The sequence below is a fragment of the Klebsiella sp. JN_Kp127 genome (assembly GCF_040062505.1).
Taxonomy (GTDB): domain Bacteria; phylum Pseudomonadota; class Gammaproteobacteria; order Enterobacterales; family Enterobacteriaceae; genus Klebsiella; species Klebsiella quasipneumoniae.
Window position 1 is genome coordinate 17,346 of sequence record NZ_JBEAHS010000005.1, and the last position, 17,821, is coordinate 35,166.

At 55.3% G+C, this 17,821-nt stretch carries 20 protein-coding genes, 1 other RNA gene and 1 pseudogene; 7 read left to right on the top strand and 15 right to left on the bottom strand.

The window, feature by feature from the left end; genetic code table 11:
• Positions 1 to 306: 306 nt before the first annotated feature.
• The gene (ffh, locus tag ABLV04_RS03500) at positions 307 to 1,671 is read right to left on the bottom strand and encodes a signal recognition particle protein (RefSeq protein WP_002914152.1); all 1,365 of its coding nucleotides are present in this window, start codon (positions 1,669 to 1,671) and stop codon (positions 307 to 309) included.
• 163 nt (positions 1,672 to 1,834) lie between these two features.
• Between ffh and ABLV04_RS03505 the strand changes: the two genes are divergently transcribed.
• Both ABLV04_RS03505 and ABLV04_RS03510 read left to right on the top strand, forming a co-directional pair.
• The gene (locus ABLV04_RS03505; RefSeq protein WP_002914153.1) at positions 1,835 to 2,626 is read left to right on the top strand and encodes an inner membrane protein YpjD; all 792 of its coding nucleotides are present in this window, start codon (positions 1,835 to 1,837) and stop codon (positions 2,624 to 2,626) included.
• 19 nt (positions 2,627 to 2,645) lie between these two features.
• A complete protein-coding gene (locus ABLV04_RS03510) occupies positions 2,646 to 3,932 on the top strand; it encodes an HlyC/CorC family transporter (protein ID WP_023290690.1) in 1,287 nt (428 codons plus the stop codon).
• Between the two features lie 118 nt (positions 3,933 to 4,050).
• On the opposite strand, the gene grpE is transcribed toward ABLV04_RS03510, so the two are convergent.
• The gene (gene grpE / locus ABLV04_RS03515) at positions 4,051 to 4,641 is read right to left on the bottom strand and encodes a nucleotide exchange factor GrpE (protein ID WP_004174800.1); all 591 of its coding nucleotides are present in this window, start codon (positions 4,639 to 4,641) and stop codon (positions 4,051 to 4,053) included.
• Between the two features lie 124 nt (positions 4,642 to 4,765).
• Here grpE and nadK point away from each other — a divergent pair, with 124 nt between their 5' ends.
• The 3 genes from nadK to bamE all read left to right on the top strand — a co-directional run bounded on the left by nadK (position 4,766) and on the right by bamE (position 7,880).
• The gene (nadK, locus tag ABLV04_RS03520) at positions 4,766 to 5,644 is read left to right on the top strand and encodes an NAD(+) kinase (RefSeq protein ID WP_002914158.1); all 879 of its coding nucleotides are present in this window, start codon (positions 4,766 to 4,768) and stop codon (positions 5,642 to 5,644) included.
• Between the two features lie 86 nt (positions 5,645 to 5,730).
• Complete coding sequence (gene recN / locus ABLV04_RS03525) at positions 5,731 to 7,392, top strand: DNA repair protein RecN (protein ID WP_004206849.1); 1,662 nt, start codon at positions 5,731 to 5,733, stop codon at positions 7,390 to 7,392.
• Between the two features lie 146 nt (positions 7,393 to 7,538).
• Positions 7,539 to 7,880 (top strand): outer membrane protein assembly factor BamE, encoded by a 342-nt coding sequence (gene bamE / locus ABLV04_RS03530; RefSeq protein WP_004206850.1) that lies wholly within the window; start codon positions 7,539 to 7,541, stop codon positions 7,878 to 7,880.
• Between the two features lie 69 nt (positions 7,881 to 7,949).
• On the opposite strand, the gene ABLV04_RS03535 is transcribed toward bamE, so the two are convergent.
• Together ABLV04_RS03535 and ABLV04_RS03540 are read right to left on the bottom strand one after the other, a co-directional pair.
• Positions 7,950 to 8,240 (bottom strand): RnfH family protein, encoded by a 291-nt coding sequence (locus ABLV04_RS03535; RefSeq protein WP_049013859.1) that lies wholly within the window; start codon positions 8,238 to 8,240, stop codon positions 7,950 to 7,952.
• Positions 8,230 to 8,667, bottom strand: coding sequence for a type II toxin-antitoxin system RatA family toxin (locus tag ABLV04_RS03540; protein WP_008806099.1), 438 nt, complete (start codon positions 8,665 to 8,667; stop codon positions 8,230 to 8,232). Before ABLV04_RS03540 ends, ABLV04_RS03535 begins: the two co-directional genes overlap by 11 nt.
• 149 nt (positions 8,668 to 8,816) lie before the next feature.
• Between ABLV04_RS03540 and smpB the strand changes: the two genes are divergently transcribed.
• On the top strand, positions 8,817 to 9,299 hold the full coding sequence (gene smpB, locus ABLV04_RS03545; protein ID WP_002914164.1) for an SsrA-binding protein SmpB: 483 nt from the start codon (positions 8,817 to 8,819) through the stop codon (positions 9,297 to 9,299).
• 144 nt (positions 9,300 to 9,443) lie between these two features.
• Positions 9,444 to 9,806: a transfer-messenger RNA gene (gene ssrA / locus ABLV04_RS03550) on the top strand.
• 108 nt (positions 9,807 to 9,914) lie between these two features.
• Here ssrA and ABLV04_RS03555 read toward each other — a convergent pair.
• From ABLV04_RS03555 to ABLV04_RS03605, 11 genes and pseudogenes are all read right to left on the bottom strand, one after another.
• Positions 9,915 to 10,688, bottom strand: coding sequence for a reverse transcriptase domain-containing protein (locus ABLV04_RS03555; RefSeq protein WP_117116715.1), 774 nt, complete (start codon positions 10,686 to 10,688; stop codon positions 9,915 to 9,917).
• On the bottom strand, positions 10,657 to 10,830 hold the full coding sequence (locus ABLV04_RS03560; RefSeq protein WP_000380485.1) for a hypothetical protein: 174 nt from the start codon (positions 10,828 to 10,830) through the stop codon (positions 10,657 to 10,659). The genes ABLV04_RS03555 and ABLV04_RS03560 overlap by 32 nt, the downstream gene beginning before the upstream one ends.
• 262 nt (positions 10,831 to 11,092) lie before the next feature.
• Complete coding sequence (locus ABLV04_RS03565) at positions 11,093 to 11,311, bottom strand: ogr/Delta-like zinc finger family protein (protein WP_000972389.1); 219 nt, start codon at positions 11,309 to 11,311, stop codon at positions 11,093 to 11,095.
• A gap of 90 nt (positions 11,312 to 11,401) precedes the next feature.
• Entirely contained in the window at positions 11,402 to 12,499 is a 1,098-nt protein-coding gene (locus ABLV04_RS03570) for a phage late control D family protein (protein ID WP_264944745.1), read from the bottom strand.
• The gene (locus ABLV04_RS03575) at positions 12,496 to 12,981 is read right to left on the bottom strand and encodes a phage tail protein (protein ID WP_004185683.1); all 486 of its coding nucleotides are present in this window, start codon (positions 12,979 to 12,981) and stop codon (positions 12,496 to 12,498) included. Before ABLV04_RS03575 ends, ABLV04_RS03570 begins: the two co-directional genes overlap by 4 nt.
• The gene (locus tag ABLV04_RS03580; protein WP_348815384.1) at positions 12,978 to 15,371 is read right to left on the bottom strand and encodes a phage tail tape measure protein; all 2,394 of its coding nucleotides are present in this window, start codon (positions 15,369 to 15,371) and stop codon (positions 12,978 to 12,980) included. The genes ABLV04_RS03575 and ABLV04_RS03580 overlap by 4 nt, the downstream gene beginning before the upstream one ends.
• A gap of 112 nt (positions 15,372 to 15,483) precedes the next feature.
• Positions 15,484 to 15,605, bottom strand: a pseudogene (locus ABLV04_RS03585) (hypothetical protein).
• Entirely contained in the window at positions 15,598 to 15,717 is a 120-nt protein-coding gene (locus ABLV04_RS03590; protein WP_048300146.1) for a GpE family phage tail protein, read from the bottom strand. The pseudogene ABLV04_RS03585 and the gene ABLV04_RS03590 overlap by 8 nt, the downstream one beginning before the upstream one ends.
• Before the next feature lie 14 nt (positions 15,718 to 15,731).
• Positions 15,732 to 16,031 (bottom strand): phage tail assembly protein, encoded by a 300-nt coding sequence (locus tag ABLV04_RS03595; RefSeq protein ID WP_004144716.1) that lies wholly within the window; start codon positions 16,029 to 16,031, stop codon positions 15,732 to 15,734.
• A 52-nt stretch (positions 16,032 to 16,083) separates the two neighbouring features.
• Positions 16,084 to 16,599 (bottom strand): phage major tail tube protein, encoded by a 516-nt coding sequence (locus ABLV04_RS03600; protein WP_002896201.1) that lies wholly within the window; start codon positions 16,597 to 16,599, stop codon positions 16,084 to 16,086.
• Positions 16,600 to 16,608: 9 nt separating this feature from the next.
• Entirely contained in the window at positions 16,609 to 17,781 is a 1,173-nt protein-coding gene (locus ABLV04_RS03605) for a phage tail sheath protein (RefSeq protein WP_004185685.1), read from the bottom strand.
• Positions 17,782 to 17,821 lie beyond the last annotated feature (40 nt).

Sequence of the window (17,821 nt, forward strand, 5' to 3'; positions counted from 1 at the left end):
AACATCCTCTTGTGTGAATAAAACAACCGGGCCCCATCGAGGAACGGAGCCCGGTGTCATATTAAAAGCCCGAAAATTTTACTGATTTCTGTGCAAAAATCAATTCAAAACTACATACGCTAAATAATTCGAGTTGCAGGACAAAACGCGAAAGCGTTTTGAACAGCGCTTGCGCTGGCCCCGAAGGGGTGAGGCCGAATGGCCGAATCACGCGGCAAGTGAGTAAATCCCCGGGAGCGTACACAAGTACGTGACCGGGGTGAACGAACGCAGCCAACGCATCTGCGGCTTGAATTATGACGCGTATTAGCGGCCCGGGAAGCCTGGAGGCATCATCCCTTTCATCCCGCGCATCATCTTCATCATGCCGCCTTTCGACTTCATCTTCTTCATCATGCGCTGCATGTCGTCGAACTGCTTGAGCAGACGGTTCACATCCTGCACCTGCATTCCGCAGCCGGCGGCGATACGGCGCTTACGTGAACCTTTGATGATTTCCGGCTTGGCGCGCTCTTTCAGGGTCATCGAGTTGATGATCGCTTCCATACGCACCAGCACTTTGTCATCCATCTGCGCTTTCACGTTGTCCGGGATCTGGCCCATACCCGGCAGCTTGCCCATCAGGCTGGCCATGCCGCCCATGTTTTTCATCTGGCGCAGCTGCTCAAGGAAGTCGGTGAGATCGAAACCGTCGCCTTTCTTCAGCTTGGAGGCCAGCTTCTCGGCCTGCGCGCGGTCGACTTTGCTCTCGATATCTTCGATCAGCGACAGCACGTCGCCCATGCCGAGGATGCGGGAGGCGACGCGGTCCGGATGGAACGGCTCCAGCGCTTCGGTTTTCTCGCCGACGCCGAGGAATTTAATCGGCTTGCCGGTAATATGGCGAATCGACAGCGCCGCGCCGCCGCGGGCGTCGCCGTCCACTTTGGTCAGCACCACGCCGGTCAGCGGCAGCGCTTCGTTAAAGGCTTTGGCGGTATTCGCCGCATCCTGGCCGGTCATCGCATCGACGACGAACAGGGTCTCAACCGGATTAATGGCGGCGTGGACGTGCTTAATTTCGTCCATCATCGCTTCGTCAACGTGCAGACGACCGGCGGTATCCACCAGCAGCACGTCGTAGAATTTGAGCTTCGCTTCTTTCAGCGCCGCGTTGACGATATCAACCGGCTTCTGCCCGACGTCGGACGGGAAGAAGTCGACGCCGACCTGCTCGGCCAGGGTCTCCAGCTGTTTGATCGCCGCCGGGCGGTAAACGTCCGCGGAAACCACCAGCACTTTCTTCTTGTGCTTCTCGCGCAGGAATTTCCCCAGCTTACCGACGCTGGTGGTTTTACCGGCGCCCTGCAGGCCCGCCATCAGCACCACCGCCGGCGGCTGCGCCGCCAGGTCGAGGGTCTGGTTCTCTTCGCCCATCGCCGCCACCAGTTCGTTGCGGACGATTTTGACGAACTCCTGACCCGGGGTTAGGCTTTTATTGACTTCATGGCCGACCGCGCTCTCTTTGACGCGGCTGATGAAATCACGTACCACCGGAAGCGCAACGTCCGCTTCCAGCAGCGCCATGCGCACTTCGCGCAGGGTGTCTTTAATATTGTCTTCTGTAAGGCGTCCGCGGCCGCTAATGTTGCGCAGCGTACGCGACAAACGATCGGTTAAATTATCAAACATTGTCTCTCGCCTGAGGTGGAAACGGTCGGTCGCCGCAGCGACACACAAAACGAATGTGGCGGAGTATAACACGACATCAATCTGAATGTGCTGCAACGGTTGGAGCAGAGGCCTGCTGACGTTATACTGCTTCTCTTTCTTATTTATCCAACAGCCGACACCTATGCCTGTTTTTGCTCTACTCGCCCTTGTCGCCTACTCTGTCAGCCTCGCGCTGATTATCCCCGGCTTGCTGCAAAAAAACAGCAGCTGGCGGCGAATGGCGATTTTATCAGCGACTATCGCGTTGATCTGCCATGCTTTTGCGCTGGAAGCACGGATATTCCCCGGCGGCGAGAGCGGGCAAAACCTCAGCTTACTGAACGTCGGGTCGCTGGTGAGCCTGATGATCTGTACGGTAATGACTATCGTGGCCTCGCGCAATCGCGGCTGGCTGCTGCTGCCTATCGTCTATGCCTTCGCGCTGATCAATCTGGCCTTCGCCACCTTCGTGCCTAACGAATATATCACCCACCTGGAAACCACCCCGGGGATGCTGGTGCATATCGGCCTGTCGCTCTTCTCCTACGCCACGCTGATCATTGCCGCGCTGTATGCGCTACAGCTGGCGTGGATCGACTACCAGTTAAAGAACAAAAAGCTGGCCTTCAGTAGCGAAATGCCGCCGCTGATGAGCATTGAGCGCAAAATGTTCCACATCACCCAGGTCGGCGTGGTGCTGCTGACCCTGACGCTGTGTAGCGGTCTGTTCTATATGCACAATCTGTTCAGCAGCGAAAACATTGATAAAGCGGTGCTGTCGATTATTGCGTGGTTCGTCTATATCGTCCTGCTGTGGGGCCACTATCATGAAGGGTGGCGCGGACGTCGTGTGGTCTGGTTCAGCGTCGCTGGCGCCGGTCTGCTGACGCTGGCCTATTTTGGTAGCCGCGTGCTGCAACAGTTCGTGAGCTAAGTCTTTTAAGGAATCCTACGTGGAACATATCTCCACCACCACGCTGATCATAACGCTGATCGTCATGGTGATTATCTCTGCCTATTTCTCCGGTTCCGAAACCGGCATGATGACGCTGAACCGCTATCGGCTGCGTCATATGGCGAAACAAGGCAACCGCCCCGCCAAGCGCGTGGAGAAGCTGCTGCGCAAGCCGGACCGCCTGATTAGCCTTGTGCTTATCGGCAATAACCTCGTCAACATTCTCGCCTCGGCGCTGGGCACCATCGTCGGCATGCGCCTCTACGGCGATGCCGGCGTCGCGATCGCCACCGGCGTGCTCACCTTTGTGGTGCTGGTGTTTGCCGAAGTCCTGCCGAAAACCATCGCCGCCCTCTATCCGGAAAAGGTCGCCTACCCCAGCAGCTTCCTGTTGGCGCCCCTGCAGGTGCTGATGATGCCCCTGGTGTGGCTGCTGAATACCATCACCCGCATGCTGATGCGCATGATGGGCATCCGCACCGATACCGTCATCAGCAGCGCCCTGAGTAAAGATGAACTGCGCACGATTGTGAATGAATCCCGTTCACAAATCTCACGACGCAATCAGGATATGCTGCTGTCGGTGCTGGACCTGGAGAAGGTCAGCGTTAACGACATCATGGTGCCGCGCAATGAGATTGTCGGCATCGACATCAATGACGACTGGAAATCTATTGTCCGCCAGCTGACCCACTCCCCACACGGCCGCATTGTGCTCTACCGCGATTCGCTGGACGATGCCATCAGCATGCTGCGCGTCCGCGAAGCCTACCGCCTGATGACGGAGAAGAAAGAGTTCACAAAAGAAATCATGCTGCGGGCGGCAGATGAGATCTACTTTGTTCCGGAAGGGACGCCGCTCAGCACCCAGCTGGTGAAATTTCAGCGCAATAAAAAGAAAGTCGGCCTGGTGGTTAATGAATACGGCGATATTCAGGGGCTGGTTACCGTAGAAGATATTCTTGAAGAGATTGTCGGCGACTTCACCACCTCCATGTCACCCACCCTGGCGGAGGAAGTGACCCCGCTCAACGACGGTACGGTGATAATCGACGGCAGCGCCAACGTTCGCGAGATCAACAAAGCGTTCAACTGGAACCTGCCGGAAGATGAAGCGCGCACCATCAACGGTATCATCCTTGAAGCGCTGGAAGAGATCCCGGTCCCGGGCACCCGCGTGCGCATTGAGCAGTATGATATTGATATCCTCGACGTGCAGGACAACATGATCAAACAGGTGAAAGTGATGCCGGTGAAATCATTACGCGAGAGCGTCGCGGAGTAGCGCGAGCGAAGGAATTAACATCACGGTGGGCTGCGGCCCGCCGTTTTTTTTCTCGCGCCGGGAGCGATGGCATAAAAAACGGCCGCCCGCGGGCAGCCGTTGAGCAAGGCAGCAAACGTTATTTCGCTTTTGCTACCGTCACCATCGCGGCGCGAATGGTGCGGCCGTTCAGGGTGTAACCTTTCTGCATCACGGCCAGCACGTTGCCCGCCGCCACGTCTTCAGACTCGACCATCGCAATGGCCTGGTGGACGTTCGGATCCAGCGGAACGTTGGTGTCGGCGATCACTTCCACGCCAAACTTACGCACTACGTCCAGCATAGATTTGAGGGTCAGTTCGATCCCTTCCACCATCGGCGCCAGCTCCGGGTTAGCCTTGTCGGCCACTTCCAGCGCGCGGTCCAGGCTGTCGATCACCGGCAGCAGTTCATTGACGAATTTTTCCAGCGCGAATTTGTGCGCTTTCTCGATATCCTGCTCGGTACGACGACGCAGGTTATCTTCGTCGGCTTTGGCACGCAGCATCACTTCACGTTCACGTTTCTGCGCTTCAGCCAGCTGGGCTTCCAGATTCGCAATTTTTTCATCGCGCGGATCCACCTGCTCAGCCGAAACTTCAGGCTCTACCGCCTCAACGTCGTCGTGCTGCTCCGTGATAATTTCTTCCGGGGCTTGCCCCTCAGGCGTTTTCTGTTCTTTACTACTCATGAATTTCTCCGCGTTTTTTTCGCATTCATCTCGCTAACTTCGCTTATTATGGGGATCAGTTTCCGGGTTTCAAGGGAAGCGGACAGATTGTCACTATTTCATTTAACGCAAGGACATCCAGATCATGAAGAACCATTTCAAGTGTATCGGCATTGTGGGACATCCTCGTCACCCCACCGCCCTGACCACACATGAAATGCTCTGGCGCTGGCTGTGCAGCAAAGGGTATGAAGTGCTGGTTGAACAGCAGATCGCCCATGAACTCCAGCTCAGCAACGTGAAAACCGGCACGCTGGCGGAGATTGGCCAACAGGCCGACCTCGCGGTGGTGGTAGGCGGCGACGGCAATATGCTCGGCGCGGCGCGGACCCTGGCCCGTTACGACATTAACGTCATCGGCATTAACCGCGGCAACCTCGGCTTTCTCACCGACCTTGACCCGGACAACGCCCTGCAGCAGCTCGCCGACGTACTGGAAGGCCACTACATCGCGGAAAAACGCTTTCTGCTGGAGGCCCAGGTGTGCCAGCAGGATTGCCAGAAACGCATCAGCACCGCCATCAACGAAGTGGTGCTGCACCCCGGCAAAGTGGCGCATATGATTGAGTTCGAAGTCTATATCGATGAAGTCTTTGCCTTCTCCCAGCGCTCGGACGGCCTGATTATCTCCACTCCGACCGGCTCCACGGCCTATTCGCTGTCGGCCGGCGGCCCGATCCTCACCCCGTCGCTGGACGCCATCACCCTGGTGCCGATGTTCCCGCACACCCTCTCGGCGCGACCGCTGGTGATCAACGGCGACAGCACCATCCGCCTGCGCTTCTCTCACCGCTGCAGCGATCTGGAGATCAGCTGCGACAGCCAGATTGCCCTGCCGATCCAGGATGGCGAAGACGTTCTCATTCGCCGCTGTGATTATCACCTCAATCTGATTCACCCTAAAGATTACAGCTATTTCAATACATTAAGCACCAAGCTCGGCTGGTCGAAAAAATTGTTCTGATTTACATCGCTGCCTCTTTACTGGATAAAAAACCAGTCTATACTGTACGAAAACACAGTATTGGTTTTTCATACAGGAAGGCAGCTATGTTGGCGCAACTCACCATCAGTAATTTTGCTATCGTTCGTGAACTGGAAATTGATTTCCACAGCGGCATGACCGCCATCACCGGGGAAACCGGCGCCGGGAAATCCATTGCCATCGACGCGCTGGGGCTGTGCCTCGGCGGCAGAGCGGAAGCCGACATGGTGCGTCGCGGCGCCACCCGTGCCGACCTGTGCGCGCGCTTCGCGCTGAAAGATACCCCGGCCGCCCAGCGCTGGCTGGAAGAGAACCAGCTGGAGAGCGGGCGTGAGTGTTTACTTCGCCGGGTGATCAGCGCCGACGGCCGCTCGCGCGGCTTCATCAACGGCACCGCCGTCCCGCTCTCGCAGCTGCGCGAGCTGGGCCAGCTGCTGATCCAGATCCACGGCCAGCATGCGCACCAGCTGTTGACCAAACCCGAACACCAGAAAACGCTGCTCGACGGCTATACCGGTGAGTATGCGCTCACTCAGCGCATGGCAGAGCACTATCGCCAGTGGCACCAGAGCTGCCGCGAGCTGGCCCAGCATCAGCAGCAGAGCCAGGAGCGCGCCGCCCGCGCCGATCTGCTGCAGTACCAACTTAAAGAGCTGAACGAATTTAACCCGCTGGCGGGAGAGTTTGAGCAGATTGACGAAGAGTACAAACGCCTGGCCAACAGCGGTCAGCTGCTCAGCACCTGTCAGCACGCCCTGACGGTACTGGCGGACGGCGAAGAGGCCAACCTGCAGAGCCAGCTTTATACCGCGAAGCAGCTGGTCAGCGAGCTGGTGGGTATGGACAGCAAGCTTTCCGGCGTGCTGGATATGCTGGAAGAGGCGGCCATTCAGCTCAGCGAGGCCAGCGATGAGCTGCGCCACTATCACGACCGTCTGGACCTCGATCCTAATCGTCTGTTCGAACTTGAGCAGCGGATTTCCCGGCAAATCGCGCTGGCGCGTAAACACCAGGTGATGCCGGAAGAGCTGCCGGCGGTTTATCAGGCGATGCTCGAAGAGCAGCGCCTGCTGGACGACAGCGCCGGCTCGCTGGAATCCCTCAGCCAGCAGGTGGTCGAACATCATCAGCTGGCGCTGGAGACCGCGCGCCAACTGCACGCCCTGCGCCAGGCCAGCGCCGACGAGCTAACCCAGCTTATCACCGAGAGTATGCACTCACTTTCGATGCCGCACGGGGTCTTCGCGATTGAGGTCGCTTTCGATGAACGCCATCTCACCGCCGACGGCGCCGATCATATTGAGTTCCGCGTCACCACTAACCCGGGGCAGCCGCTGCAGCCGATCGCGAAAGTGGCCTCTGGCGGTGAATTGTCGCGTATTGCGCTGGCGATTCAGGTGATCACCGCGCGTAAAATGGAAACCCCGGCGCTGATCTTCGACGAAGTGGACGTCGGCATCAGCGGCCCTACCGCGGCGGTGGTCGGCAAGCTGCTGCGCCAGCTGGGCGAGTCCACGCAGGTGATGTGCGTTACCCACCTGCCGCAGGTCGCAGGCTGCGGCCACCATCATTTCTTTGTCTGCAAAGAGACCGATGGCGAGATGACCGAAACCCATATGCAGCCGCTGGATAAGCGTGCTCGTCTGCAGGAGCTGGCTCGCCTGCTGGGCGGCAGCGAGGTCACGCGCAACACCCTGGCGAACGCGAAAGAGTTGCTTGCGGCGTAAACTTTTTGATTTTCACAGGGTCATAGTGAACAGCAAATTGCCTGCTGACCGCAGCCGGAGGTTTCCATCGGCGCGAAGGTCTATTATTATCGGCATATTACAGATGAGCCACGTACTGCTCGGGCCCAAAAAGGAATCAAATCACTATGCGCTGTAAAACGCTGACTGCTGCCGCAGCGGTTCTTCTTATGTTGACCGCAGGCTGTTCCACTCTGGAACGAGTGGTTTACCGTCCTGACATCAACCAGGGTAACTATCTGGCACCTAACGATGTAGCAAAAATTCGTGTCGGTATGACGCAACAGCAGGTTGCTTATGCTCTCGGAACGCCAATGATGTCGGATCCGTTCGGCACCAACACCTGGTTCTATGTATTCCGTCAGGAGCCGGGCCACGAGAAAGTGACTCAGCAGACCCTGACCCTGACCTTCAACAATGGCGGCGTGTTAACCAACATTGATAACAAGCCCGCGCTGACCAGTCAGTAAGGCCCGGAAAAGCAAAAAGCGCTCAATGAGCGCTTTTTTTATGGCCGATAGCGGGTCTGCTGCTGCGGTTTACTTCGCGGCGTTTTTCTCCGCCCGCTGGCGACGCAGCTCTTTCGGATCTGCGATCAGCGGGCGATAGATTTCCACCCGGTCGCCGTCATGGACTTCGTCGTGCAGCTTAACCGGACGACTGTAAATACCCAGCTTGTTTTTCGCCAGATCGATGTCATCACGCAGCGCCAGCAGGCCGCTGGCGACAATCGCCTGCTCGACCGTCGCCCCCTCGTCCAGAGTGACCCGCTGCAGGTACTGCTTTTCAGGCAGCGCGTAAGCGACCTCAACACGAATATTAGCTGGCACTGTAGACCTCTTTGGCGCGCGAGGTGAACGCCTGCACCATGTTGGCGGCCAGTTCCTTAAAGACCCGGCCAAAGGCCATCTCAATCAGCTTATTGGTAAACTCAAAATCGAGATGGAACTCGATTTTGCACGCCTCCGGGCTCAGCGGAATAAACTTCCAGCCGCCAATCAGCTTCTTGAACGGGCCATCCACCAGGCTCATCAAAATGCTCTGGTTGCTGGTCAGTGTATTCCGGGTCGTGAAGGTCTTACTGATGCCGGCTTTGGACACATCAACCGCCGCCGTCATTTGCGTCGGCCCGAATTCCAGCACGCGGCTACCGGTGCAGCCTGGCAGAAAATCAGGATAGGACTTCACATCGTTTACCAGTTGATACATCTGTTCCGCGCTGAAAGGCACCAGCGCAGTACGGCTAATCTGAGGCATAGCAGGTTCCACATTTAAACACAGTGCAAATAATATCATTTATCTGCTGCTAAAAAAAACGCTGTGCCGCAACTCGTGCTAAGATGCGCAGTACACCTCGCAGGATGCGATCGAGGTAACTGTGTATAAGACGATGACTTCAGGACATTATGACTAAGAAAAAAGCCCACAAACCTGGATCAGCCACCATTGCGCTGAATAAACGCGCCCGTCACGAATACTTTATCGAAGATGAATACGAGGCTGGTCTCGCCCTGCAGGGCTGGGAAGTCAAATCCCTGCGCGCAGGCAAAGCCAACATCGGCGATAGCTATGTCATCCTGAAGGATGGCGAAGCCTTCCTGTTCGGCGCCAACTTTACGCCCATGGCCGTGGCTTCCACCCACTATGTCTGCGACCCGACGCGCACCCGTAAGCTGCTGCTCAACCAGCGCGAACTCGACACGCTGTACGGCCGCATTAACCGCGAAGGTTACACCGTTGTCGCCCTGTCGCTGTACTGGAAGAATGCCTGGTGCAAAGTGAAAATCGGCGTCGCCAAAGGTAAGAAACAGCACGACAAGCGTACCGATCTGAAAGATCGTGAATGGGCGCTGGATAAGGCGCGTATTATGAAGCACGCCGGACGCTAACCCCCTCCCCTGAGGGCCAGCTCTCGCTGGCCCTTACGCTATATCCTTGTTGATGCTGCTTTTTCGTCCACCCCTGCTGAAAGAATCCTGCGTTATGGGGCTGGTAACGACATTCACAAATCTGTTATACTTAACCTACACATTGGGGCTGATTCTGGATTCGACGGGATTTGCGAAACCCAAGGTGCATGCCGAGGGGCGGTTGGCCTCGTAAAAAGCCGCAAAAAATAGTCGCAAACGACGAAAACTACGCTTTAGCAGCTTAATAACCTGCTCTGAGCCCTCTCTCCCTAGCTTCCGCTCTTAAGACGGGGATCAAAGAGAGGTCAAACCCAAAAGAGATCGCGTGGATGCCCTGCCTGGGGTTGAAGCGTTAAATCTAATCAGGCTAGTTTGTTAGTGGCGTGTCTGTCCGCAGCTGGCAAGCGAATGTAAAGACTGACTAAGCATGTAGTGCCGAGGATGTAGGAATTTCGGACGCGGGTTCAACTCCCGCCAGCTCCACCAAATAAATCAAGGGGTTACGTGAAAGCGTAGCCCCTTTTTCTTTGGTAGTGGCGGCAAAATGGCGGCAAGCATTCAGTCAAGCCCAGTTGCTACTACATGCGATCGCAATTACAACTTAAAGAGTTTCGCTTGCCCTGGATTAACAGTTTCGACGTAGTTTTTGACCCCTATTCTGTGCGGCTCATAATTGCTTGAATAGAAATCAATCAGGAAGTCACTCATTTTCTGAGATGTGACTTTCATAACTCCCTTACTCAAAGTTAAATTAAACACGCTAATCTTTGACGATGGTGCCTGAGTTTTACTCATGTTGGCTTGATAACCAGATTTACGCATTGCCACTAGTGCTTCGTCGTAAGCCGCTTGTAATTGGGCCAAATCGTTTGACGAGATGATCACATCATCCATAAACACACTTAGCTTGAGATCATGATGTTTGTTCAATCGGCGTAGTAAGCTACCAAAATAACTTTTATCTAAGCAGAGGGTTGCAAGTATTGGAGATTGAACAAAACCAAAAGGGAGGACATGCTTATGTGGACTATGGGACAAGTTTCTTACAGTTGAAAATGTTGAGATTTCCCGCGCTTGAGAATAGGTGAAGTAGCTCTTTAGATCACGGGTGATACGACTACGGCTCGTTGACTGAAAAAATTGTTTAATATCAACAACGGCAAAAAAATCACTTTTTAAGTGTAATCTGGCAGCTTTAAGATGCCCACCAGTTCTTAGATGGTAAAAATAGAGTGGCGGAATCCACTTGTTTCTGACAGCCTGAAGTATCTTCCCTCCGACTTTACGTGCCTCAACGCTTGGGACATAAACCCAAACCCCGGGCTTAATCTCAAATTTATCTTCCCACCTTTGAACTTCTATTGTCATGAGTTAAATTGTTGTAGTTGAAGGCCATGTTAAGAACGGCGTAAACCGCACCAACTAAGCCAACAAACGCGGTTGCGCATTTGAGCATAGCGGTGATCAGTTCAACACGCGCCTTAACTAAGCCAAGTTCGTTTGTATCCATAACTTGTTCCTCCATAGATACCTGACGTCTCTTAGCGCAAGCGCATGGCCCTAACTAAATAAAAAAATAACAACCAGTTAGCCCAGAAAGCTTAACAAGTCGGCGTCCGATTAGATGGCAATCAGGTAATCGGTCCGCAGTCGCAAAGCGACAAACTACATATCTACGGAGTGGGGATAAATCCCCGCTAACGTCAGGCATTGTTAATTTAACCTCAACTTATAGAAAAGTATAGTTTTAAATCATGTAGTTATGTCGCCATTTAAATCGGCAAACCCACCTGTTTAAATTTATGAGGATGCGGCTGAACCGGATTTGACTCTTTTGGCGTTGCAATCGAACGAACAAAAGTTTCATGGGTAACAAAAGTATGGCTGCAGTTAATGTTCTGGCACTGGTTGTAACGCTCTTTGGTCAATGAAGATACCTGAAAACTGCTGCGAGTATGGGCGGCACTTCCACACAGTGGGCAAATCATCATTTTTCGAGCTCTCCCCATTTTTGCTAAATTCACAATAATGATACCGCATTATTCCATTTTGAAAACTTAAAAGTTCTCCATTGCGAAGAATCATTCCATTTCGAAATCATCAATCTTCACTTCAAGCTCCAGACTGGTCGTAAAACCGTTATCCGGGCTGACAGTATGCGTCAGGGTGGTAATAGTCCATTCCGCATCATCTATCGGCTGTTTAAAGCCACTGACTTTCACTGGCATTTCCGTGTAGAGATCTGCCCGCCCTTCCGCCAGTTGTAGCGAGAATGACGCAACGCCGCGCTGCAGCCGCTCCCAGTTCATTTTTGCTGCCCGTTCTGCATTACTGCGGTTCGCATAGGTACGGTTCAGAACCAGCACATTCTCATCCGTTCCGACCAGGTAATCCCCCTGCTTTGCTTCCGGCTCTTTGGGTTTTGTCGTCCTCCGGCGCCGCTTCACCTTTGCAGTTTCTTTCTTTTCCGGTTCCCGGGTATGCAGCCAGTGAGCGATAACACCTGTATATGCTCCCCTGTCAGCCAGGCTAAACCGGTGACTGTCTCCGTCCTTACGGGTAATAGTGATGACCGGCAACGGTTTACCACTTGCTGTTTTCCCCTGCCCCTGCCGGATAAATAGCAGATTACCGTCCTTGACTGAGGCAATCGCGCCATACTGCCGCGCCAGCTTCATTAAAAAGCTGGCGTCGCTTTCGTTGGTCTGATCCAGGTGATCCAGCGCCATCGCAGCAACATCATTTCCTATAGCAACTTTAAGGTTGTGCCGTGCGGCAATATCTTTCACCACATCGCCCACCGTCGTTTTGTGCCAGGACTTCTCACGCCGGACATTCAGAGTTTCCCTGAAATCAGCGCTACGGGCACGGATTGTCAGCCTGTCCGGGCTGCCGCTATGCTCTATTTCGTCAACGGTAAACTTACCTTTTGAGTACAGCGGCTCGCCTTTCCATCCCAGCGCCAGAGAAATCACTGCGCCACGACGCGGCATAATTACCAGGCCGTCGGCGTCGTCCAGCTCCAGATCAAGCTGGTCAGCTTCAAATCCGCGGTTGTCGGTCAGTGTCATACCCAGCAGACGTTTATCCAGCGTCTGCGTGGCATCTTTGCCTTCAATCACGATCCGAAAGGCCGGGGTCTTGCTTCCGAGGTTGAGTAAATCAGCCATCTCGTTCACTGCAGCAACCCTCCTACCGTGGATCTGATGTTCCCTACTGCGGCGGCGGCAGAATCCTGCAGACTGCTAAGCTGATCACTCAGACTGCCGAACATTTCAGACAGGGACTCATCCACCCGTTTAAGCCCCAACGAAAACTCTATTTTCCTGGCTTCTCCACTGGCGAAAAATTCTGTTTTCGTCTGGTTAAGGCTCTCAATCACATACATGCCGTAGATAGTCCCACCACCCTCGATCAGCGGCCACGCCTTCCCCTGTTCTGCCATCAGCTCCAGCGCCAGCAACGACAACCGGCCGCCGGTCACTTCCGGCATGAGGACGCCGGAGAGCGTCAGCTGATCGTTATCTGGCCCCAAAAATTGCGTTGTCGGACGGCGATTAACGCGGTTGTTGGTCACATGGCGCCAGTTCCGCTGATACTGCAGTTGCTGATAGGGAACCGTGCGCAGCTGAAACACAAACAAGCCCAGGACCATCATCATGAATCGTACCCCCCTTGATCACTGAAATTGCTGCGGGCCTTCGCCTTCATGCGTCGCTCGCGCGCATCAAGCTGCCGTGCAACTTCCTGCGCAATATCCTGCGCGCTCTGACCGGGCAGAGCCTGGATAATAATTTGCGCATGGGTTTCAAACTGGAATACAGGCTGGCTGCCTGCTGGCTTATCAGTTACAGGACGGTATGAAGCTGCCGGCAGACTCATGGGATGAAGCGGGGCGGCCTCTGCTAGCATTGCTCCCCCCATCATTCCGGCGACTACGGACGCCAGCGCGGCCGTTCTCCTGCGGCTGGTCACATAGGCCGGACCGTTAATCAACTCCGGGCCATTCTCGCCAGCAATACCCACCTGTCCACGTGGAATATAGCCACCGCTGTCATACATCCCCGCGAAAAATCCTGGGGTCTTTTTCTGCGGTGAGGCGCCCTGCGAATTATCGCCGCCGGTCATCCAGTCCGGCAGGTAGCTTTTGACCGATGCCAGCTTGCTCTTAAGCGTTTCCCATTTCTCATTGATACCGCTCAGGATGCCGTCAATGATCGCCCCGCCCACCGCTTTAAATTTTGCGGGCAGCGCGGCAACATCACTCAGAATTTCATCCCATTTGCTGCTTATGGTCTGCTTAATCACAGCCCATACCCTGGATACCCCGGATGAGATGGTATCCCACATTGCTTTGAATTTTGGCCCCAGCGTTTCCCAGTTCTGCCAGATATAAATGGCCCCCATCGCAATAAGGCCAATTATCGCCAGAATGGGGTTAGCCATCATCAACCTGCCCAGCCACAGGATCGCCTGACCAGCACCGCCGATGACTTGCTTAATCAGACCAAAAGCGGAGGCAAACTTAATTCCCAGAACCCCAGAGCTCACACGAACTATCGCCATTGGCCCCAGAATAGATGCCAGCGCCAGCGACAACACGCCCGCAGTGGTAGCTACCACGGCAAACACCGCCGCAATCTTAAACAGCGCCGCCGTCAATTGCGGATGCCGCTTAACAAAACCATCCAGCGCGGACGCCAGATTTCCCAGCCAGTCCGCAATATTTTTCAGTACCGGCGCGACGGTTTCACCGATGCTCGCCATGGCGTTGGTAAAGGAGCCGCCAGCGGCCTCCCATTTGTTGCCCAGGGTATTAAGGGACGCCTCGACACGCTCGCGCAGAGTCGCCTGGTTCTCCAGTTTTGCCACGGTTTCGCGGTAGCCCTCGATACCTTTTGTAGTCATGATGCTCAGCGCTTTTAGCACTTCGTTATCATTACCAAACAGGGCTTTCATCGTCGCAAGCTTTGTTTCTGGATTTAGTTTTTCAAGCTTATCTAACTGTGCGTACATCTTTTCCAGGCCGCCAAATCCGCCTTTCCCGTCGGAAAAATCAAACTTGATACCTTTGCCTTTCAGCTCATCGTTTACACTCTTAATCTTTTTAGCATCCAGCGTGGCCTGAAATATTTTACGGTAGGCATTACCCGCTGATTCTCCGGCTATCCCCGCTTGATCAGCCATAACCAAAAGAGGGCTGAAGGTTTTAGCAGCATCCAGCCCCCTCTGCTTGATAATCTCCATTGCACTGCTGATATTTGCAAAACCCTGCAGCATGTTCCCCGGGTCAACGCCCGCGTAATAACCTCGCTGGATCACGTCCATCAGGCTCATCATGTCTTTTTCGGTGGTCTGCGTGGCGTCCTGCAGTTTCGCGGCAAACTCTGCCGCCTCCGTCGGCGCCATTTGCAGCTGCACGCCAAGGTAAGCCGCCGACTCACCCAGCCCGCCCAGGATAACCTGCGCTGACATCCCCTGACGGCGTAACATGGTCATCATGTTCTGAAAGTCTGCCGTGGTGCCGGGCAGCCGGTCACCCAGGGCTATTGCCAGTTTGTTTAGTTTCACGAACTCAGGCGCCACCTTTCCGCCCGGTCCCATCATTGAGCCTGCCAGCTGGTTAGCGGCGTTCTCTGATTCCGAGTAGGCGCGAATGGGCGCCAGCAAGGTCGCGCCCGTTGTCACCCCGGCCGCCATCATCCCGGCCCCGTTCCCCGCCAGGCTGTTACGCACGTCGCGCATCTTGTCAGCTTTGGCCCTGATCGCATTCAGCTTGCGCTGGCGCTCGCCCACGTCCCGCAAGCGCCGCTCCTGCTCTGCCAGCTGCTGGTTATAGCGATCCGTTTCGCGGGTAATTCTGGCCGTTTCACGGGCGCCACCGCCCGCAGAGATGCCGAGGCGGTACAGCTCCGCCCTGGCTGCAGCCATCTGCCGCGTTTCCTGCTGCTGCTTTTGTTCCAGGCGTGATACGGCGCGCCATTGCGCCTCAAGCGCCTGCGTCTGTTTTTTCGTGGGGGATTCTAGCGCTGCCAGCTCGCGCGTCATCATCTGCGCACGCAGCCGCGCCTGGTCCAGCTCGTTGCTGGTCCGGTTCAGGCTCTGTGAGAGTTGATCAAAAGATTTTAACTGGCTCCCCGCGTCGTTAAGCCGTTTAAGCTGATCACGGGTCTGCCGGATGCCGGAGGCCAGCTCCTTCGAGCCAGCCAGCGCATTTTTTAAAGGGCGGGTGAGTTTATCAACCGCATTCAGAACCACCTGCAGGCGCAGGTTTTTATCACTCATCGCTGGCCCCGCTACGTATTATCGCTCTGTGCCGCCACTCCAGCACTTCCGTCAGCGGCATAACGTCAGTGACGGACGGCGGCCAGTGAAAGATCGTGGCGATATCCGCCACCAGGTCATCTACCGTCAGGCTGTCGGCAAATCGGCAAGTGCCGACTTCGGCAACAAAAAAAGGACCACCTCGACAGACATCGCGGCCAGGTCTGCCGGGTCGAGGTCCGCCATTTCCTGCGGGGTCAGCGTTGGTGTGGAGATGCGGGGGATCACGGTCATCATAGAGGCCACGTCCATTTCCATCACCGCCTGCAGTCGCGTACCGCGCAGCGCGCCGGATTGCGGCTTACGCAGCACAATTTCCGTAATCGTGGTATCACCGCGCTTAATCGGGCTATCCAGTTTCACCGTTGCTTCTGTTTTCTCACTCATGCTCTTTTCCTGTTATGGGTTGGCTGGCGCGACCTCGCGCGCCAGGAAAAAATTACAGACCGATGGCGTTACGGTGTTCTTCCATCAGGTCAACACCATCAACAACTTCAATCATGTTGATCGCATCGACCTCATAGAGCACTTCACCGTTAATGGTCAGCTTCGCGTAACAGTTAACGCTGCTGACTTTGGTGGAATTGCTCTCGCCGGTTTTCCACTCGCCGGAATCCACCTCTTTGTGGCGCCCACGGACGACCAGCTCAACGGCCTGCACTTCGCCGGTGTCGTCGCGCTGAATAGACCCGGTAAAGCGCAGCTGCACGCCGTCCACCGTGGCTTTGCCCATCTGTTTAAACAGAAGCGCCTCCGTACCGCCGATGGTCATTTCCGTATCCAGCGCGCCATCATCCAGCCCCAGATCAATACCGACTGAACCGGGCATACCGCCGCCGCGGTAGTTTTCCAGCTTGCGGGTGAATTTCGGCAGGGTGACGGATTCAGCAATGCCCATCCAGTTGTTACCGGCGTTAAAAATATTCAGGTGTTTTAACTTGCGTGGTAAGGCCATGGGTCCCCCTTATGCGCTTACGCGGGTGGTGAAATCCACCAGGTAACGGTCAGTGATGCGCTGGCGCAGCATCAGGTTTTCCAGTGGCGGCACTGGCGTATAGTCGTAGTCGATCCAGAGTTTCCCGGCTTTCAGCGTGTCTTTGTCATTCACACTGTCATCAATCCAGCAATCTCCGCCGATGAGGTAGCCCTGATTTACCAGGCTGCGCATTTTGGCGCGGATACCTTCGATAATGTCGCGAGCCAGCGAAGGGTTAAGCGGCATGTCCACCGCCCACATATGCGCCTCCGCCATGGTGTCTGCCAGCACCTGCGCGGTACGGGTATAGTTTTCAAACTGGAATAACGGGTCATCGCTGAGGCAGCGGGAACCCCAGAAGCGGAAACCATCCTTGCGGATCAAGGTGGTGACGTCGTTCTGGTTCAGCAGTCCGGCATCGGTTGCCGGGTCCTGCAGATCCCAGAACACATCCGCAGACAAGCCGGTTACGCCGTTGACGCCCACGTTAGAAAGGGTTTTGTGCCAGCCGGTCTGCTCGTCGATTTTCGCACGCAGACCCAGCGCGCGGGCAGTGGCGTAAGCGGTCGCATCCGCCTGCAGCACCGTGTCAAAGTTGATGAAATCAGGCCAGATCAACATCCCTTCTCGCTGACTGAAATTTTCGCGGTAGGCAATCGCTTCTTCCACGGTTTTACAACCGTAGGCAGACAGGTACGCAAAGCCGCGCAGGCTCTGCGCCACGCTTAACAGTTCAGTGGAAACAGCCTGCGTGTCATGGCCCGGCACGCCAAGAATGCGCGGCTTCACGCCCAGCTGCGACTGCGCCGAAAGCAGCGCTTTGATGCCCGTTTTCTTACCGTCAGCGGTTACACCGCCGATAATATTGGAGGTGGTTTCCGCTTCGGTTTCGCCCTGGGCAACACGCACCACAACGGTGACAGGTTTTGCCTGGTCTGCGATGGCATCCAGTGAGCGGGCCAGCGTGCCGGACTCGCCTGCTTTGCCGCTGGCGGTCAGTACATCGGTAAGCAGAACCGGCTTATTGAGCGGGAACACGGAGGCATCGGCATCATCGCCGGTGCATACCATGCCTACAATCGCCGTGCTCACCGTCGTGATAGAGCGGGTGCCGTCGTTAACTTCAACAACACGCACGCCATGGTGATAGTCTTGCGCCATGAATGAATCTCCTGTTTAGGGGTTTACCCATGGTAGGGAA

Excerpts from the sequence above, each read along its gene's own strand:
- ffh (WP_002914152.1), bottom strand. The coding sequence starts at position 1,671 with ATGTTTGATAATTTAACCGATCGTTTGTCGCGTACGCTGCGCAACATT.
- ABLV04_RS03505 (WP_002914153.1), top strand. The coding sequence starts at position 1,835 with ATGCCTGTTTTTGCTCTACTCGCCCTTGTCGCCTACTCTGTCAGCCTC.
- grpE (WP_004174800.1), bottom strand. The coding sequence starts at position 4,641 with ATGAGTAGTAAAGAACAGAAAACGCCTGAGGGGCAAGCCCCGGAAGAA.
- nadK (WP_002914158.1), top strand. The coding sequence starts at position 4,766 with ATGAAGAACCATTTCAAGTGTATCGGCATTGTGGGACATCCTCGTCAC.
- recN (WP_004206849.1), top strand. The coding sequence starts at position 5,731 with ATGTTGGCGCAACTCACCATCAGTAATTTTGCTATCGTTCGTGAACTG.
- bamE (WP_004206850.1), top strand. The coding sequence starts at position 7,539 with ATGCGCTGTAAAACGCTGACTGCTGCCGCAGCGGTTCTTCTTATGTTG.
- ABLV04_RS03540 (WP_008806099.1), bottom strand. The coding sequence starts at position 8,667 with ATGCCTCAGATTAGCCGTACTGCGCTGGTGCCTTTCAGCGCGGAACAG.
- smpB (WP_002914164.1), top strand. The coding sequence starts at position 8,817 with ATGACTAAGAAAAAAGCCCACAAACCTGGATCAGCCACCATTGCGCTG.
- ABLV04_RS03555 (WP_117116715.1), bottom strand. The coding sequence starts at position 10,688 with ATGACAATAGAAGTTCAAAGGTGGGAAGATAAATTTGAGATTAAGCCC.
- ABLV04_RS03560 (WP_000380485.1), bottom strand. The coding sequence starts at position 10,830 with ATGGATACAAACGAACTTGGCTTAGTTAAGGCGCGTGTTGAACTGATC.
- ABLV04_RS03565 (WP_000972389.1), bottom strand. The coding sequence starts at position 11,311 with ATGATGATTTGCCCACTGTGTGGAAGTGCCGCCCATACTCGCAGCAGT.
- ABLV04_RS03575 (WP_004185683.1), bottom strand. The coding sequence starts at position 12,981 with ATGATGATGGTCCTGGGCTTGTTTGTGTTTCAGCTGCGCACGGTTCCC.
- ABLV04_RS03580 (WP_348815384.1), bottom strand. The coding sequence starts at position 15,371 with ATGATGACGCGCGAGCTGGCAGCGCTAGAATCCCCCACGAAAAAACAG.
- ABLV04_RS03595 (WP_004144716.1), bottom strand. The coding sequence starts at position 16,031 with ATGAGTGAGAAAACAGAAGCAACGGTGAAACTGGATAGCCCGATTAAG.
- ABLV04_RS03600 (WP_002896201.1), bottom strand. The coding sequence starts at position 16,599 with ATGGCCTTACCACGCAAGTTAAAACACCTGAATATTTTTAACGCCGGT.
- ABLV04_RS03605 (WP_004185685.1), bottom strand. The coding sequence starts at position 17,781 with ATGGCGCAAGACTATCACCATGGCGTGCGTGTTGTTGAAGTTAACGAC.